This is a genomic window from Streptomyces sp. NPDC057623 (genome assembly GCF_042800355.1).
Lineage (GTDB): Bacteria > Actinomycetota > Actinomycetes > Streptomycetales > Streptomycetaceae > Streptomyces.
Genome location: NZ_JBHVGZ010000091.1, coordinates 1 through 15,583, shown reverse-complemented (window position 1 = coordinate 15,583; position 15,583 = coordinate 1). Strand labels below are relative to the sequence as shown.

Below are 15,583 nucleotides of genomic sequence, written 5' to 3'. Positions count from 1 at the left end.
GCCTCCGGTGAGCCGAGAAGGTCCCGTCCGTTGACCGGACGGGACCTTCGGGTCGTACCCCCGACTACGCCAGCAGCGCCGGGATCGTCTCCTCGTGCGCCACGCGCAGTTCCTCGAGGGAGAGGGCGAACTCGCCCTGGAGCTCGACGGAGTCGCCGTCGACGACACCGATGCGGGTGACCGGCAGGCCCCGCGCACCGCACATGTCGTTGAAGCGGAGCTCCTCGGAGCGCGGCACGGCGACGACCGCGCGCCCCGCCGACTCGGAGAAGAGGAGGGTGAAGGCGTCCAGGCCGTCCGGTACGACCAGACGCGCGCCCTTGCCGCCGAGCAGCGCCGACTCGACGACCGCCTGGATCAGACCGCCGTCGGAAAGGTCGTGCGCGGAGTCGATCATGCCGTCGCGGGAGGCGGAGATCAGGATCTCGGCGAGCAGGCGCTCGCGCTCCAGGTCCACCTGCGGGGGCAGGCCGCCCAGGTGGTCGTGGACCACCTGCGACCAGGCCGAACCGCCGAACTCCTCACGCGTGTCGCCGAGGAGGTACAGCAGCTGGCCGTCCTCCTGGAAGGCGACCGGCGTGCGGCGCGCCACGTCGTCGATGACGCCGAGGACCGCGACCACGGGGGTCGGGTGGATGGCGACCTCGCCGGTCTGGTTGTAGAGCGAGACGTTGCCGCCCGTGACCGGCGTGCCCAACTGCTGGCAGGCGTCCGCCAGTCCGCGCACCGCCTCCGCGAACTGCCACATCACCGCCGGGTCCTCGGGCGAGCCGAAGTTCAGGCAGTCGGAGACCGCGAGCGGCTTGGCGCCGGTCGTGGCGACGTTGCGGTACGCCTCCGACAGCGCCAGCTGGGCACCGTGGTACGGGTCCAGCTTCGCGTACCGGCCGTTGCCGTCCGTCGCGATGGCCACGCCGAGGCCGGTGGCCTCGTCGATGCGGATCATGCCGGAGTCCTCGGGCTGCGCGAGGACGGTGTTGCCCTGCACGAAGTGGTCGTACTGCGAGGTGATCCACTTCTTGGAGGCCTGGTTCGGGGAGCCGACCAGCTTCAGCACCTGGTCCTTCAGCTCCTGCGAGGTCCCCGGCCGCGGCAGCTTGTTCGCGTCGTCGGCCTGGAGCTCGTCCTGCCAGGACGGGCGGGCGTACGGACGCTCGTAGACCGGGCCCTCGTGCGCCACGGTGCGCGGGTCGACGTCGACGATCTTGCCGCCGTGCCAGTAGATCTCCAGACGGTCGCCGTCGGTCACCTCACCGATGACGGTGGCGATGACGTCCCACTTCTCGCAGATCTCCAGGAACCGGTCGACCTTCGCCGGCTCGACGACCGCGCACATCCTTTCCTGCGACTCGCTCATGAGGATTTCCTCGGGCGAGAGCGTGGAGTCACGCAGGGGTACGTCGTCCAGGGTCACGCGCATGCCGCCGGAGCCGTTCGAGGCCAGCTCGGACGTGGCGCACGACAGGCCCGCCGCGCCCAGGTCCTGGATGCCGACGACCAGCTTCTCGGCGAACGCCTCCAGGGTGCACTCGATGAGCAGCTTCTCCTGGAAGGGGTCGCCGACCTGGACCGCCGGGCGCTTGCTCGGCTTGGCGTCGTCGAAGGTCTCGGAGGCGAGGATCGACGCGCCGCCGATGCCGTCACCACCCGTCCGGGCCCCGTACAGGATGACCTTGTTGCCCGCGCCGGACGCCTTCGCCAGGTGGATGTCCTCGTGCCGCATCACACCGATGGCACCGGCGTTGACCAGCGGGTTCCCCTGGTAGCAGGAGTCGAAGACAACCTCGCCGCCGATGTTCGGCAGGCCCAGGCAGTTGCCGTAGCCGCCGATGCCGGCGACGACGCCGGGGAGCACCCGCTTGGTGTCGGGGTGATCAGCGGCACCGAACCGCAGCGGGTCCACGACCGCCACCGGACGCGCGCCCATCGCGATGATGTCGCGCACGATGCCGCCGACACCCGTGGCCGCGCCCTGGTAGGGCTCGACGTACGAGGGGTGGTTGTGCGACTCGACCTTGAAGGTCACGGCGTAACCCTGGCCGACGTCCACCACACCGGCGTTCTCGCCGATACCGACGAGCATCGCGTCGGACTCGGGGGCCTTCTCGCCGAACTGGCGGAGGTGGACCTTGGAGGACTTGTACGAGCAGTGCTCGGACCACATGACCGAGTACATGGCGAGTTCGGCGCCGGTCGGGCGGCGGCCGAGGATCTCCACGACCCGCTCGTACTCGTCCTTCTTCAGACCGAGCTCGGCCCAGGGCAGCTCGACGTCGGGGGTCGCGGCCGCGTGCTCGACCGTGTCCAGAGGCGTCCGGCTCATGCGTTGACCAGCTTCTTGAGGATCGACGTGAAGAAGGGGAGGCCGTCGGTGCGGCCCGACCCGATGAGCGGCTCGACGGCGTGCTCCGGGTGCGGCATCAGGCCCACGACGTTCCCGGCCTCGTTGGTGATGCCGGCGATGTCGTTGAGCGAGCCGTTCGGGTTGAAGTCGACGTAGCGGAACGCGACCCGGCCCTCGGCCTCCAGCTTGTCCAGCGTGTACTGGTCGGCGACGTACCGGCCGTCCATGTTCTTCAGCGGGATGTGGATCTCCTGGCCGGACTCGTAGTCCACGGTCCAGGAGGTCTCCGCGTTCTCCACCCGCAGCTTCTGGTCACGGCAGATGAAGTGCAGGTGGTCGTTGCCGAGCATCCCGCCCGGGAGGAGGTGGGCCTCGGTGAGGACCTGGAAGCCGTTGCAGATACCGAGGACCGGAAGGCCCGCCTTCGCCTGCTCGATGACCGTCTCCATCACCGGCGAGAACCGGGAGATGGCGCCGGCCCGCAGATAGTCGCCGTAGGAGAAACCGCCGGGCAGCACCACGGCGTCGACCTGCTTGAGGTCCTTGTCCTTGTGCCAGAGGGCGACCGGTTCGGCACCCGCGAGGCGGATCGCGCGCTGGGTGTCCCGGTCGTCGAGACTCCCCGGGAAAGTGACGACGCCAATACGAGCGGTCACTTCGCGGCCTCCGCGACTTCTTCCACCTTCACGGTGAAGTCCTCGATCACGGTGTTGGCGAGGAAAGATTCCGCAAGATCGTGGATGCGGGCGAGCGCGGCGTCGTCGACCGGCCCGTCAACTTCCAGTTCGAAACGCTTTCCCTGACGTACGTCGGAGATACCTTCGAAACCCAGCCGCGGCAGTGCGCGCTGCACCGCCTGGCCCTGGGGGTCGAGGATCTCCGGCTTGAGCATGACGTCGACTACGACGCGTGCCACTGGCACTCCCGGTGTGTGGTGCTGAGCAGGTTCCTTCAGACTACCCGTACAAAATTTCTACGCGAGTAGAGTTGTAGGAAGCTACGTGATGGCCGTCACGATCCGGTATCGGACGGGGGTGTTCACGAAAAGTTACGGGAAAGATCCCCGATCAGTCCCGGATAGCTATTGCGCTCGGGACACGCGGGCAGATTTAGTCGGGCTTCACATTGCATTGCCGGGCACTGTACAAATGAATTGGCAAATAGCCGAGACTCGGCACGTCGTCGCAGCTGAGCTGCATGAGGTGCCGGACGAAGGGACCGATATTCGTGGCGCAGAAGGTCGTGGTCACTCTCTTTGACGACATCGACGGCTCAGAAGCGGCGGAAACGATCGCCTTCGGACTCGACGGCAAGTCGTACGAGATCGACCTGAATGAAGCCAATGCCAAGAAACTGCGTAAGGCGCTCGCGCCCTACGTGGACGCCGGCCGCAAGCGGTCGAGGTCGGGCAAGGCGTACAAGCAGACCGAGGTCGCCCCGGACCCGGCGGCCGTCCGGGCCTGGGCCCAGGCCAACAAGATGGAGGTGCCGGCCCGCGGCCGCATCCCCAAGAAGGTCTACGAAGCGTTCGCCTCGGCGCAGTGAGGCGGGCCGAAGCCGTGTCCTCAGGGCCCGTCAGCAGGCCTTGAGGACCGCCGACTTGAGCCGGTGCGACAACCGACTTGCGCTACCCCCCTGCTGATCAGCTAATGTCTGGAGCACGCCGCCGGGCGGGACAGAAAAAGTCCAGCTCGCCGAGCATGCGGGTGTAGTTCAGTAGTAGAACATCCCCCTTCCAGGGGGAAGGCGCAGTGTGCAATTCCTGTCACCCGCTCTGCACCGTCGTACCGACCACAGTTGTGGATCAGGTAGGCTGGTGCTCGCACCGATCAGTGGCTGTGCTTGTTACAGTCTGGTGGTCGCGGGCAATGCGGACGTAGCTCAGTTGGTAGAGCGCAACCTTGCCAAGGTTGAGGTCGCGAGTTCGAGCCTCGTCGTCCGCTCGGGAATGAGACCCCGGTCCTGATGGACCGGGGTCTTTTCATGTATCCACGTGCTGTATCCCTGTGATGTATCCACGTCTCCGCTTGATCGCCCCCCTGACATTTGTCATGCGGAGTGGTGACAGCGCGCACTGCTGTCGGCCTTGTATCGCCGGGACGCTGGAGCCATGAACGGAAACGAACACGAACACGTGATTGAGGTCACTGACCTGCGGCGTGTGTACGGGGGCGGGTTCGAAGCGGTCCGTGGAATCACGTTCTCCGTGGGCCGCGGGGAGATCTTCGCGCTGCTCGGCACCAACGGTGCCGGCAAGACATCGACCGTCGAACTGCTCGAAGGGCTCGCCCGGCCGGCCGGGGGACGGGTGCGGGTGCTCGGGCACGATCCCTACGCCGAGCGGGCCGCCGTACGGCCCCGGACCGGGGTGATGCTTCAGGAGGGCGGCTTTCCGTCCGAGCTGACCGTCGCCGAGACCGCGCGGATGTGGGCGGGGTGTGTGAGCGGGGCCATGCCCGAGGCCGAGGCGCTGGACCTGGTCGGGCTCGGGCGGCGGGCCGGGGTGCGGGTGAAGCAGCTGTCCGGCGGTGAACGGCGGCGGCTGGACCTGGCGCTCGCGCTGCTCGGCAGGCCCGAGGTGCTCTTCCTGGACGAGCCGACGACCGGGCTCGACGCCGAAGGGCGGCGGGACACCTGGGAGTTGGTGGGGGAACTGCGCGACGCCGGGACGACCGTGCTGCTGACCACGCACTACCTGGAAGAGGCCGAGAACCTCGCCGACCGGCTCGCGATCCTGCACGAGGGACGCATCGCCGCCGCCGGGACGCCGGCCGAGGTGACGGCGGCCCAGCCCTCGCGGATCACCTTCGAGCTGCCCCAGGGCTACTTCGTGGGTGACCTGCCGCCCCTCGACGACATGGGCGTGCGCGAGCACGAGATCGACGGTCGTGTCGTACGGCTGCGGACGCACGAGTTGCAGCGGACCGCGACCCGGCTCCTGGTGTGGGCCGACACGGCGGGGGTGGAGCTGCGGCGGCTGGACGTACGGCCGGCGTCGCTGGAGGAGGCGTTCCTGGGGATCGCGCGGGAGGCGGCCGGCGCCGCCGAGAAGAAGGAGTACGCGGCATGAGCACGGCGATGACCACCCCCGTAGGACGCATGACGGCGTTGGCCCGCGCGGAGGTGACGCTGCTCGGGCGCAGCAGGGGCACGCTGTTCGCGGCGATGTTCGTGCCGCTTCTGCTGCCCTTCAGCGTGCGGGAGGCGGCGAAGGGGATGGACCTGGCGGAGGCCGGCCTCTCCCTCGGCACGGTCGTCCTGCCCGCCTCGATCGGCTTCTCACTGCTCTACGCGGTGTACGCCACGCTCGTCTCCGTCTACACCGCACGGCGTGAGGAACTCGTTCTCAAGCGGCTGCGCACCGGCGAACTGAAGGACACGGAGATCCTGGCCGCGGCCGCGCTGCCGGCCGTGGTCACGGGCATCGCGCAGAGCCTGGTGCTGGCGGTCGGCTGCGCCGTCCTGCTCGACGTGGGCGCACCCGAGGCTCCGCATCTCGCCGTGCTGGGCCTGCTGTTGGGGGTCGTCCTGTGCGCGTCGCTGGGCGCCGTGACCGCCTCGTTCACCCGTACTGTGGAGAGTGCGCAGGTCACGACACTGCCCGTGGTGTTCCTCTCCATGATCTTCTCCGGGATGTTCGTCCCCCTGGAGGTGCTGCCGGACCGGGTGGCATCGGTGTGCGAGTTCCTGCCGCTGACTCCGGTGATCACCCTGCTGCGGGGTGGCTGGACCGGCGACCTGTCGGCGTACGAGGCGATCGGTCCCGTGCTGACCGGGCTGGCCTGGACGGTCCTGGGCGTGTTGGCTGTGCGACGGTGGTTCCGATGGGAGCCACGGCACTGAGGCAGGGGGACAGCGCATGCGCGGGCCGGGCACGTGGTGGCGGGGGAAGAGCACCCCGGCGAAGGTGGAGACGTACACAAGGTGGTCCTTCCACTTCTTCGCGGTGATGGAGGTCGTCTCGGTCGCGCTGCCGGTCATCGGCGAGATGTCGTCCCGGCTGGGCAGCTGGCTGCTGCTCGTCGTGTGCGCGCACGCGGCGGTCAGCGCCCTGGTCGTGTCGCGGGCTCTGGACTGGGTGTGCGATCGGCGTGAACAGCCCCTACGGCCGATGTGGGCGCTCGGGGCCGTCACCGCGGCCGTCGCGGCCACAGGTCTCGCCGTCGTCGAGTACGGCCCGAAGGGCGACGGCGTCGACTCCGCTGCGGGCAGCGTATTCGGCGCCGTCATGTTCTTCGGGGTGGGCATCATCACGCTGGGGGTACGCCGCCGCAGGCGCGTGTGCGCGCTCGCCGCGGGCTTCGCGGCGGGCGCGGGGCTCTTCGTGCTCCTGATCAGCCGGTCCGTTTTCGCCGCGCTGGTCATCGCCCTGATCTCGCTGCTCGGCAGCGGCATCTTCGCCTTCATCGCCGTCTTCTCGGTCTGGCTCCTCAAAGCGGTCTACGAACTCGACGAGGCCCGCGAGACCCGCGCCCGGCTCGCCGTGGCCGAGGAGCGGCTGCGGTTCGGGCGGGACCTGCACGACGTTATGGGGCGGAATCTGTCGGTCATCGCCCTGAAGAGCGAACTCGCCGTGCAGCTCGCGCGACGCGGGCGGGCCGAGGCCGTGGAGCAGATGATCGAGGTGCAGCGGATCGCGGGCGAGTCGCAGCGCGAGGTGCGGGATGTCGTACGCGGCTACCGGGAGGCCGACCTGGAGGTCGAACTGGCCGGTGCGCAGGGGGTGTTGACGGCGGCCGGGATCGAGAGCCGGGTGACCGGCCGGGCGGTCGGGCTGCCCGTCGAGGTGCAGTCGGCGCTGGCCTGGGTGGTCCGCGAGGCAACCACCAATGTGCTGCGGCACGGGAATGCCGGGCAGTGTTCGGTGGGGGTACGGGTGAGCGAGGGGCGCGTGGTGTTGACGGTGGAGAACGACGGGGCCGACGGGGCCTCCGACGAGGGTGGGGGCTCCGGCGGAAGTGGGGGCTCCGGGCTCGCCGGGCTGCGGGAGCGGCTGGCCGCCGTGGACGGGACTCTGGACGCCGGTCGCGTCGGCGACGCGATGTTCCGGCTGGTGGCGGAGGTGCCGTTGGCGGGAGCGGCTGTGCGGGAGGTCACCGTATGACCGGGCCCGTACGGCTGCTGCTCGCCGACGACGAGCATCTGATCCGGGGCGCGCTCGCCACCCTGCTCTCCCTGGAGGACGACCTCGTGATCGTCGCCGAGGCGGCGAGCGGGCCGGAGGCGCTGGCGATGGCACGGGCGCACGCCCCGGACGTGGCCGTTCTCGATCTTCAGATGCCGGGAGCGGACGGTGTGAAGGTCGCCACATCTCTGCGGGCCGAACTGCCCGGCTGCCGGGTGTTGATCGTGACCAGTCACGGGCGGCCCGGGCATCTGAAGCGGGCCCTTGCGGCGGGTGTGCGCGGGTTCGTCCCGAAGACCGTCAGCGCTCAGCGGCTCGCGGAGATCATCCGTACCGTGCACGCCGGAAACCGCTACGTCGACCCGGAGTTGGCCGCCGACGCCATCGCGGCCGGGGACTCGCCGCTGACCGCGCGGGAGGCCGAGGTGCTGGAACTCGCCGCCGACGGGGCGCCTGTCGCGGAGATCGCGGAGCGGGCGGCGCTGTCGCAGGGGACCGTGCGGAACTATCTGTCGTCGGCCGTCTCGAAGCTCGGCGCGGAGAACCGGCACGCGGCGGTGCGGCTCGCCCGGGAGCGGGGTTGGGTATAGTGGTTCTCGCGCTTCGGCGCATGCGAACGTAGCTCAGTTGGTAGAGCGCAACCTTGCCAAGGTTGAGGTCGCGAGTTCGAACCTCGTCGTTCGCTCCAGTTGAAAGCCCCCGGTTCCGGCCGGGGGCTTTTGCGTTGCCCCCGACCGCGTCTCCGCGCCGGGGGCTCGCGCGTCACGACCAGCTGATGCCGGTCAGGCGCTCGTACGCCTCCACGTACTTCGCGCGGGTCGCGTCCACGACCTCCTGCGGCAGCGGCGGCGGGGGCTGCTCGCTCTTGCGGTCCCAGCCGGAGGCCGGCGAGGTCAGCCAGTCGCGCACGAACTGCTTGTCGTACGACGGCTGCGCGCGGCCCGGCTCCCACTGGTCGGCCGGCCAGAAGCGGGAGGAGTCCGGGGTGAGGACCTCGTCGGCGATGATCAGCGTCTCCCCGTCGAAACCGAACTCGAACTTGGTGTCCGCGAGGATGATGCCGCGGTCGCGGGCGATGTCCCGGCCGCGGGCGTAGACGGCGAGGGTCGCCTGGCGCAGCTGCGCGGCGGTGTCGGCGCCGACCTGGCGGGCGACCTCCTCGTAGGAGACGTTCTCGTCGTGCTCGCCGACCGCGGCCTTGGTGGCCGGGGTGAAGATCGGGGCGGGGAGCTCGCTGCCGTCGACGAGGCCCTCGGGGAGGGCGAGGCCGCAGACGGTGCGGGACTCGTTGTACTCTACCAGGCCGGAGCCGGTGAGGTAGCCGCGGGCCACGGCCTCCACCGGGACCATCTGGAGCGACTTGCAGACGAGGGTGCGGCCCGCCCAGTCGGCGGGGGCGCCGGCCGGCACGTCGGTGCTGAGCACGTGGTTGGGGACCAGGTCGGCGAGCTGGTCGAACCACCACAGGGAGAGCTGCGTGAGGATGCGGCCCTTGTCGGGGATCTCGGTCGGCAGCACCCAGTCATAGGCGGACATGCGGTCACTGGCGACCATCACGAGGTCGCCGGCCTCGTTCTGGTACAGCTCGCGCACCTTGCCGGTGTGCAGGTGCACCAGGCCCGGAACCTGGATCGGCTCGGGCTTTTCTACGAATCCGGACACGGTTCCTCCCCGTGGTTCTGTCCAACGGCTCGATTCTCCCGTATGCCGGAGATCGGTCTTGGTGGGGGGTGGGGTGAGGGGCTTTGTCGACGAGCTCAGTCACGTTTGCAGATGCGGTCCAGGAGGTTGGCCGTGGCGCGCTGGACACGGGCGTCGACGTGGCCCGGACGGTCCAGGGACGGGGACCAGGCGAAGGTTCCGGACGCGAAGATCAGGGCGCCGGAGGGTGCGCGGTACAGGGACGTCTCCTGGTGGCGGAGGGCTCCCTCGCGGTCGGTGTACGGGGAGTGGGCGAGCAGGATCCGCTCCTCGTGGTCCGGCAGCGGGGTGCGCGGGAAGTAGCGGTCGGCCTCGCCCGCGACCAGGCCCTCGATCTCGTCGCCCTCATGGGCGCCGGTCGCTTCCCACAGCCAGTGGTCGGCGTTGCGGACGATCAGGGGGTGGGGCTCGGGGACCTGACCCGCGTACTGGATGCCGATCACCTCCTGCTCGGGGCGGTCGATCTCACGCCAGAGCACCGGGCGGCCCGGGCCCTGGCGTTTGCGGCAGGTCATCAGGCGGTCGGGTACCCCGGACGGGGAGGGGCCCAACTCCACCTGCCAGTACATGGAGTTGGCGGAGAGGAAGACGAGTGACGTGCCGTTCTCCCGGGCCAGCTCGACCGTGCGGCGCATGCTCGACGACCAGTACTCGTCGTGGCCGGGGAAGACCAGGCCGCGGTAGCGGGTGGGGTCGACGTGGCCCGCGTGCAGGTCGCGGGCGTCGGCGTAGGCGACGTCGTAGCCGTAGCGCTCGGCCCAGCGGATGAAGTCGTAGGCGTGGCCGACGTGCAGGGGCAGGCCCGCGCCCGCGTACGGGCGGTCGAAGGACACGGTCGTGGCGGCGTCCTTCTCGCCGAGCAGGCGGCCGCTCTCGTCCCAGGCGTGGTAGAGGCTGGCGCCGGTGCGGCCGTCCTCGGGGTAGAGGTTGTACGCCTGCCAGGTGACGTCGGGGAGGAGCAGGAGCAGGTCCGTGGGGTGGTTGTCACGGACCGTGAAGGGGATGTGGGAGCGGTAGCCGTCGGCCGTGGTGAGGACGGCCACATACGCGCCGATGCTCCAGTACGAGGGGATCTGCAGGCGCCAGGACAGCCACCAGTGGTGGCAGGAGACCGTGCGGTCGGCGGCCAGCGGCGCGGGCTGGACGATGCCCGAGAGACGAGGGCTGGTGGTGATCTTCGCGGCGCCGTCACCGCCGTAGTGGCCGATGCGGTAGACGTCGACGGCGAATTCCTGGGGCGGATCGACGGTGATGTGGAAGTCGACGGCCTCGCCCGGGGAGACGGCCCCGGTGGACGTGAAGCCCTTGATCTGGCGGTGGACGTCGTCGGCGGAACGGGGGCCGGCGCTGCGGGGAGCCGGGACCCTCGGGGTGCCCGACGTCGGGGGGTGGGCCTGTCCGTCGAGGTACCAGGGGACGACCTGGCCGGTGTCGTCGAAGTACGTCACGTTGCCGCGCAGCCAGGGGACGGGGCCCTGACCGAAGGGGTCCGTCACAGCGTGCGCGAGTGCCCCCGACTCCCAGCGGCGGATCTGCTCCGACCCCATGGCCATACCCCTCCCTCGTTCCCCCGTGGCCGTGCGTCCGTGGTGGTGCGTCGCGCGGACGCTCGCTGTCGTGTGAGCGCTCCGAATGTGGTGCGAGTGCTGTGAGTGCCGCGTGTGCCTGCGGTTTCTGCCGTGCGACATGGGCGTTTGTGTGTCTGTCGTATGTCGCAAGCCCTTGCCATGTGCGCTATCGATCCCAGCACATCACATTCCGCGCGCATCCTGTCACTATTCGTTGCGAATTGGCCGAAAGTGGAACCGGGGGTTCCGGCCGCATACGGCGTGCGTGGCCGCCGTCAGACCAGGCGGACCGGCTTCTCCGGGCGTATGCCCGACTCCACCAGCCAGGCGCGCAGAGGCGCGGGGTCACCGTCCTCGATGAGGCTGAGGACTCTGGGGGTCAGGTCGGCCGCCCGGGCGCCGTTGATGAGGAGCGTGGGGCCGTCCAGCCAGTCGAGGCCCGGGGTCGCACCGGCGGTGTCCATCGCGGCGCAGCACACCATGGCCGTTACATGGTCGGTGAGCAACTCGCGGGAGGTCCGGGGCGGCTGGAGCGGAAAGAGGGGGAGGCCGCCGGTGTCGAGGAGGGTGGTGCCGGGGACCGGGGACGCCTTCTGCTCCGCGGGGGCGGCGGCCTCCTCGCGGGCCAGCTCGGCGGTCAGGCCGGCGGCGAGAGCGGAGCTTCGCTCGGTTTCCGGGTCGTCGTCACCGGGGTGGTCCTCGGCCATGGCCGCATAGGGGGCTTTGGGGGGCTTGGAGGACTTGGGGGGCTTGGGGGGCTTGGGGGGCCCGGTCGGCTCAGGCGACTCGGGGGGCTCGGGGGCCTCGGGGGCCTCGGGGGCCTCGGGGGCCTCGGGGGCCTCGGGGAGCCTTGCGGGCGGGGCGTCGGGGAGGGGCCGGGTAATCGCTTGCCCGTTGGGGGAGGGTGCTGCGGGGGGCTGAGCGGGGTTGGCGTGCGCTTCAGGAGGCTCGGCCCGGTCGGCGGGCGCTTCGGGAGCCGGACCGGGGGCGGCGGGCGCTTCGCCGGGCTGAGCCTGGTCGGCGTGCGCTTCGGGTGCCCGGTCCAGGTCAGCGTGCGCTTCGGGTGCCCGGTCCAGGTCAGCGGGGGCGTCGGGGAGCCAGGCGGCTGGGGCGTCCGGTGGGGAGGACAGGTGGTCCAGGACCCGGGACAGGGTCGGGCCGTCGGCCTCCGGGGTGGTGCCCTCGGTGGTGCGGCGGACGCCGAGGGCGTCGAGGACCCGGTGGAGGCGGGCCGCGTCCGTACGCCACTTACGGTCGACGACCTCTTCCGGGTACTCCTGCCAGCCCACCGGGGACCAGTCCGGGCCGACCTCGGCGGGGCCGCCGTGGAAGAGGCGGGCGGCCAGGAGTGAGGCGGCCTCGTCGATCGTGCCGGGCTCTTCGAGCAGGTCACAGGCGGGGCGCTCACCCAGCCGGGAGGCGAAGCCCTCGGCCAGCCGGTCCCTCCGGGACAGTTCGGTGAGTGCGGCGACGACGCCCGCGTCCAGCCGGGACGGCCAGCGGCCCATCCGCCAGGCGGGCAACGCGACCCGCGTCAGCAGCCGGTCCCAGCCCGCGTACGCCAGCCCGACCTGTTCCTGGGCGACGATCCGCAGCCCATAGTCCACAGCCTGTGCGCGCTCGGCGGCCGCGGCGGCCACTCCCCGCTCCATCTCGGCGGCGTGGTCCCGGCAACTGCGCAGCATCAGCCGCGCGACCCAGCCGATGCCCGCGCACACCGCCCTGGACCCCGGACAACGGCCGCGCGTCGACGCGACGGCCACGGCGGCGTCCAGGCCCCGGACGAAGCGCCGGGCCTGGGCTATGTCCGGGTGCGCCGAGGGTCCCGTACCGGCGACGACCGGGGCGAGGACCGCGCGGAGCTCACCGACGCGCATCCACCACAGGAACGGGGAGCCGATCACGAGCACGGGGGCTTCGGGCGTACGGCGGTGGGCGGCTCGGGTGCTTCCGCCGTGCAGACCGTTGAGCCCGTCCTCGTCGCGTGCCTCGGTCGGCGGTGGGCCGTGGGACCGGTGGGTCCGGTCCTCCAGCCAGCTGTCGCAGTCCGGGGTCAGGGCTATCGCGGACGGGGCGGGGACGTCGAGGCGGTCGGCGAGGTCGCGCACCATCCGGTACAGGTCCGGGGCCTGCTCCTCACCGATCGGGACCGTCGGGCTGACGGCGGGACGGGAGCGGGCGACGACCAGGGCGATGACGGCGGCGGCCAGCAGAACGAGGACGGCGACGGGGGTGACGACCCAGCGCGCGGCGTGCCAGCCCGAGCCGACGAGATGGCCGGAGGAGGCTCCGGCGAGCAGCACCACGGCGAACGCCGCGGGCAGCACCGCCACCGCCAGCGCACGGCTGCGGACCCGCAGCACGGCCATGGCACGTGCGCGCGCCGCCTGCGCGCCCACCTCGACACCCATACCGGTCACGGCCGGACCTCACCCCCTCCGCGCTGCCCTGGCTGTCCGAACTGTCCTGGCTCTGCTCACTCCCCCACTGTGGCACCCACCACTGACATCGCAATGCCGGTGGGCCAAGTGCCGGAACGCTTGCGCCGCACCCTAGTTGGGGCTTCGGCCCACGTCAGCCGGATGGGGCATCGGTCACTCGATGGAATGGCTTTGGGGAAAGGTGGATGACGGACAGCAAGGATCAGGCCCCCGATACCGGCCTGCTCCGGGGCCTGCTTCCGGGCCTGCTCCGGGCCTGCTCCGGGCGTGCTCCCGGCATGGGTCAGGCCCCGAATCCTGAGACGGATTCGGGGCCTTCGGGGTTCATCCGGGGCGGGCACTCGGGGTGGCTACGCGCCTTCCGCCGCCTTCGCCGCGATGTCCGTGCGGTGCTGGGAGCCGTCGAGCCCGATGCGGGCCACGGCCCGGTACGCGCGGTCGCGGGCCTTGGTGAGGTCCTTGCCGGTCGCCGTGACGGACAGGACACGGCCACCGGCGCTCACGATCGCGTCGCCGTCCCGCTTGGTACCGGCGTGCAGGACAAAGGCGTGCGGGGCGTCCTCGGCGGCCACCTCGTCGAGGCCGGTGATCGGGTCACCGGTGCGCGGGGTGCCGGGGTAGTTGTGCGAGGCGACGACCACGGTGACCGCGGCCTCGTCGCTCCAGCGCAGGGGCTCCAGGTCGGCGAGGTCGCCCTTGGCGGCGGCCAGCAGGACGCCGGCCAGCGGGGTCTTCAGACGGGCCAGGACGACCTGCGTCTCGGGGTCGCCGAAGCGTGCGTTGAACTCGATGACCCGGACGCCCCGCGAGGTGATCGCGAGACCGGCGTAGAGCAGGCCGGAGAACGGGGTGCCGCGGCGGCGCATCTCGTCGACGGTCGGCTGCAGAACCGTCTCCAGGACCTCCTCGACCAGCTTCGGGTCGGCCCACGGGAGCGGAGAGTACGCGCCCATGCCGCCGGTGTTCGGGCCCTCGTCCCCGTCGAGCGCCCGCTTGAAGTCCTGGGCGGGCTGGAGCGGGAGCACCGTCTCGCCGTCGGTGATGGCGAAGAGGGAGACCTCGGGGCCGTCGAGGAACTCCTCGATGACGACGCGCTCGCAGGAGTTGGCGTGCGCCCTGGCCGCATCGAGGTCGGCGGTCACGACGACGCCCTTGCCGGCGGCGAGACCGTCGTCCTTCACGACGTACGGGGCGCCGAAGGCGTCGAGGGCCTCGTCGACCTCCTCGGGCGTCGTACAGACGTAGGAGCGGGCCGTCGGGACGCCGGCCGCCGCCATCACGTCCTTGGCGAACGCCTTGGAACCCTCGATCTCCGCGGCCTCCCCGGAGGGGCCGAAGACCGGGATGCCCGCCTCGCGCACGGCGTCGGCGACCCCGGCGACGAGCGGTGCCTCCGGGCCTACGACCACGAGGTCGGCGCCGAGTTCCGTGGCCAGCGCGGAGACGGCCTTGCCGTCCAGGGCGTCGACCTGGTGCAGCTCGGCGACCTCGGCGATACCGGCGTTGCCGGGGGCGCAGTGCAGCGCGGTGACGTCGGGGTCGAGGGACAGGGAGCGGCACAGGGCGTGTTCGCGGGCGCCGTTACCGATGACGAGGACCTTCACGGGGGTCAGCCTAACGGGGTTCTTGTGCAGGACGATGAGGGGCCGGGCGTTGACGACCTGTACGTTCCTCCAACTCGCGGGTGCGGTGCGGGTCCCCTCCCGCTACTCGGTCCTCATTACTCGTTCGTGAACTCCTCCACCACCGTCGCTCCCAGCTCCCGCACGATCAGCTCGTAGCCGGACAGCGCCGACTCGTTGAGGTCGGGATCGTCGTCCTCCGGGATGTCGTCCTCGATGGACACCGGGGGCGGCGGCTCCGGGGCGGAGGAGGGCCGCGACGCCGGGGCGGGGGCGGCGGTCGGCGCCGGGGACGACGGAGGCGGGGTGGGTGCCGTGGGCGTCGGCTGGGCGGGTGCCGGGCGCTGGGCGGACGTACCGCCACCGCCGTAACCGCCGCCACCGCCGCCGAAGCCGGAGGAACCACCCGGTGGCGGCGGAGCCGATCCCCCGCCCGACGGGTCGATGACGGCCTCGATCTTCCACTGGACGTTGAACTGCTCGGACAGCGCCTGTCGCAGGACGTCCTCGCTGCCGCTGCCGGAGAAGTTGTCGCGCGCGCCGGCGTTCACGAAGCCGAGTTGGAGGGTGGTGCCGTCGAACCCGGTCACCTGGGCGTTCTGGCTGAGCAGGATCCAGGTGAAGCGGCGACGGTTCTTGACCGCCTCCAGAATGTTCGGCCAGAGCACGCGGGGGTCGACGCCGCCGCTCGGGGGGGCGTAGGTGGGCGCCGCGCCCGCGGGGGGAGCGGGTGCGGGCGCCGCGGGCTGCGGTGCGGGGGCGCCGCTCGACGGGGCCGGGGC

At 71.0% G+C, this 15,583-nt stretch carries 12 protein-coding genes, 3 tRNA genes and 1 pseudogene; 8 read left to right on the top strand and 8 right to left on the bottom strand.

Annotated elements, in window-relative coordinates; translation table 11 throughout:
- Positions 1-64 precede the first annotated feature (64 nt).
- The 3 genes from purL to purS are packed head-to-tail and all read right to left on the bottom strand — an operon-like array spanning position 65 to position 3,260.
- Positions 65-2,323 carry a phosphoribosylformylglycinamidine synthase subunit PurL gene (purL, locus tag ACFU95_RS45370; protein WP_383841820.1) on the bottom strand — a complete coding sequence of 753 codons (2,259 nt, stop codon included), beginning with the start codon at positions 2,321-2,323 and terminating at the stop codon, positions 65-67.
- Positions 2,320-3,000, bottom strand: coding sequence for a phosphoribosylformylglycinamidine synthase subunit PurQ (purQ, locus tag ACFU95_RS45365; protein ID WP_383841817.1), 681 nt, complete (start codon positions 2,998-3,000; stop codon positions 2,320-2,322). Before purQ ends, purL begins: the two co-directional genes overlap by 4 nt.
- The gene (gene purS, locus ACFU95_RS45360) at positions 2,997-3,260 is read right to left on the bottom strand and encodes a phosphoribosylformylglycinamidine synthase subunit PurS (protein WP_019982969.1); all 264 of its coding nucleotides are present in this window, start codon (positions 3,258-3,260) and stop codon (positions 2,997-2,999) included. The genes purQ and purS overlap by 4 nt, the downstream gene beginning before the upstream one ends.
- A gap of 311 nt (positions 3,261-3,571) precedes the next feature.
- Here purS and ACFU95_RS45355 point away from each other — a divergent pair, with 311 nt between their 5' ends.
- From ACFU95_RS45355 to ACFU95_RS45320, 8 genes are all read left to right on the top strand, one after another.
- On the top strand, positions 3,572-3,889 hold the full coding sequence (locus tag ACFU95_RS45355) for an Lsr2 family protein (protein ID WP_030049706.1): 318 nt from the start codon (positions 3,572-3,574) through the stop codon (positions 3,887-3,889).
- 157 nt (positions 3,890-4,046) lie between these two features.
- A tRNA-Gly gene (locus ACFU95_RS45350) sits at positions 4,047-4,118 on the top strand.
- A 96-nt stretch (positions 4,119-4,214) separates the two neighbouring features.
- Positions 4,215-4,287: transfer RNA gene (locus ACFU95_RS45345), tRNA-Gly, on the top strand.
- 167 nt (positions 4,288-4,454) lie between these two features.
- Positions 4,455-5,414 (top strand): ABC transporter ATP-binding protein, encoded by a 960-nt coding sequence (locus ACFU95_RS45340; protein ID WP_383841814.1) that lies wholly within the window; start codon positions 4,455-4,457, stop codon positions 5,412-5,414.
- Positions 5,411-6,187, top strand: coding sequence for an ABC transporter permease (locus ACFU95_RS45335; RefSeq protein ID WP_383841811.1), 777 nt, complete (start codon positions 5,411-5,413; stop codon positions 6,185-6,187). The genes ACFU95_RS45340 and ACFU95_RS45335 overlap by 4 nt, the downstream gene beginning before the upstream one ends.
- A gap of 16 nt (positions 6,188-6,203) precedes the next feature.
- Positions 6,204-7,448 carry a sensor histidine kinase gene (locus ACFU95_RS45330; protein ID WP_383841808.1) on the top strand — a complete coding sequence of 415 codons (1,245 nt, stop codon included), beginning with the start codon at positions 6,204-6,206 and terminating at the stop codon, positions 7,446-7,448.
- Complete coding sequence (locus ACFU95_RS45325) at positions 7,445-8,059, top strand: response regulator (RefSeq protein WP_383841805.1); 615 nt, start codon at positions 7,445-7,447, stop codon at positions 8,057-8,059. Before ACFU95_RS45330 ends, ACFU95_RS45325 begins: the two co-directional genes overlap by 4 nt.
- A gap of 22 nt (positions 8,060-8,081) precedes the next feature.
- Positions 8,082-8,157, top strand: a tRNA-Gly gene (locus tag ACFU95_RS45320).
- 74 nt (positions 8,158-8,231) lie between these two features.
- On the opposite strand, the gene ACFU95_RS45315 is transcribed toward ACFU95_RS45320, so the two are convergent.
- The 5 genes and pseudogenes from ACFU95_RS45315 to ACFU95_RS45295 all read right to left on the bottom strand — a co-directional run.
- Positions 8,232-9,131 carry a phosphoribosylaminoimidazolesuccinocarboxamide synthase gene (locus ACFU95_RS45315; protein ID WP_383841802.1) on the bottom strand — a complete coding sequence of 300 codons (900 nt, stop codon included), beginning with the start codon at positions 9,129-9,131 and terminating at the stop codon, positions 8,232-8,234.
- A gap of 95 nt (positions 9,132-9,226) precedes the next feature.
- The gene (locus ACFU95_RS45310; protein WP_383841799.1) at positions 9,227-10,717 is read right to left on the bottom strand and encodes a N,N-dimethylformamidase beta subunit family domain-containing protein; all 1,491 of its coding nucleotides are present in this window, start codon (positions 10,715-10,717) and stop codon (positions 9,227-9,229) included.
- Between the two features lie 296 nt (positions 10,718-11,013).
- The gene (locus ACFU95_RS45305) at positions 11,014-13,149 is read right to left on the bottom strand and encodes a hypothetical protein (protein ID WP_383841870.1); all 2,136 of its coding nucleotides are present in this window, start codon (positions 13,147-13,149) and stop codon (positions 11,014-11,016) included.
- A 380-nt stretch (positions 13,150-13,529) separates the two neighbouring features.
- Positions 13,530-14,783, bottom strand: a complete 1,254-nt coding sequence (purD, locus tag ACFU95_RS45300) for a phosphoribosylamine--glycine ligase (protein ID WP_383841797.1) — start codon at positions 14,781-14,783, stop codon at positions 13,530-13,532.
- Between the two features lie 116 nt (positions 14,784-14,899).
- Positions 14,900-15,583 (bottom strand): annotated as a pseudogene (locus ACFU95_RS45295) (DNA polymerase III subunit gamma and tau); the annotation flags it as partial.

Excerpts from the sequence above, each read along its gene's own strand:
- purL (WP_383841820.1), bottom strand. The coding sequence starts at position 2,323 with ATGAGCCGGACGCCTCTGGACACGGTCGAGCACGCGGCCGCGACCCCC.
- ACFU95_RS45340 (WP_383841814.1), top strand. The coding sequence starts at position 4,455 with ATGAACGGAAACGAACACGAACACGTGATTGAGGTCACTGACCTGCGG.
- ACFU95_RS45335 (WP_383841811.1), top strand. The coding sequence starts at position 5,411 with ATGAGCACGGCGATGACCACCCCCGTAGGACGCATGACGGCGTTGGCC.
- ACFU95_RS45330 (WP_383841808.1), top strand. The coding sequence starts at position 6,204 with ATGCGCGGGCCGGGCACGTGGTGGCGGGGGAAGAGCACCCCGGCGAAG.
- ACFU95_RS45325 (WP_383841805.1), top strand. The coding sequence starts at position 7,445 with ATGACCGGGCCCGTACGGCTGCTGCTCGCCGACGACGAGCATCTGATC.
- ACFU95_RS45310 (WP_383841799.1), bottom strand. The coding sequence starts at position 10,717 with ATGGGGTCGGAGCAGATCCGCCGCTGGGAGTCGGGGGCACTCGCGCAC.
- ACFU95_RS45305 (WP_383841870.1), bottom strand. The coding sequence starts at position 13,149 with ATGGGTGTCGAGGTGGGCGCGCAGGCGGCGCGCGCACGTGCCATGGCC.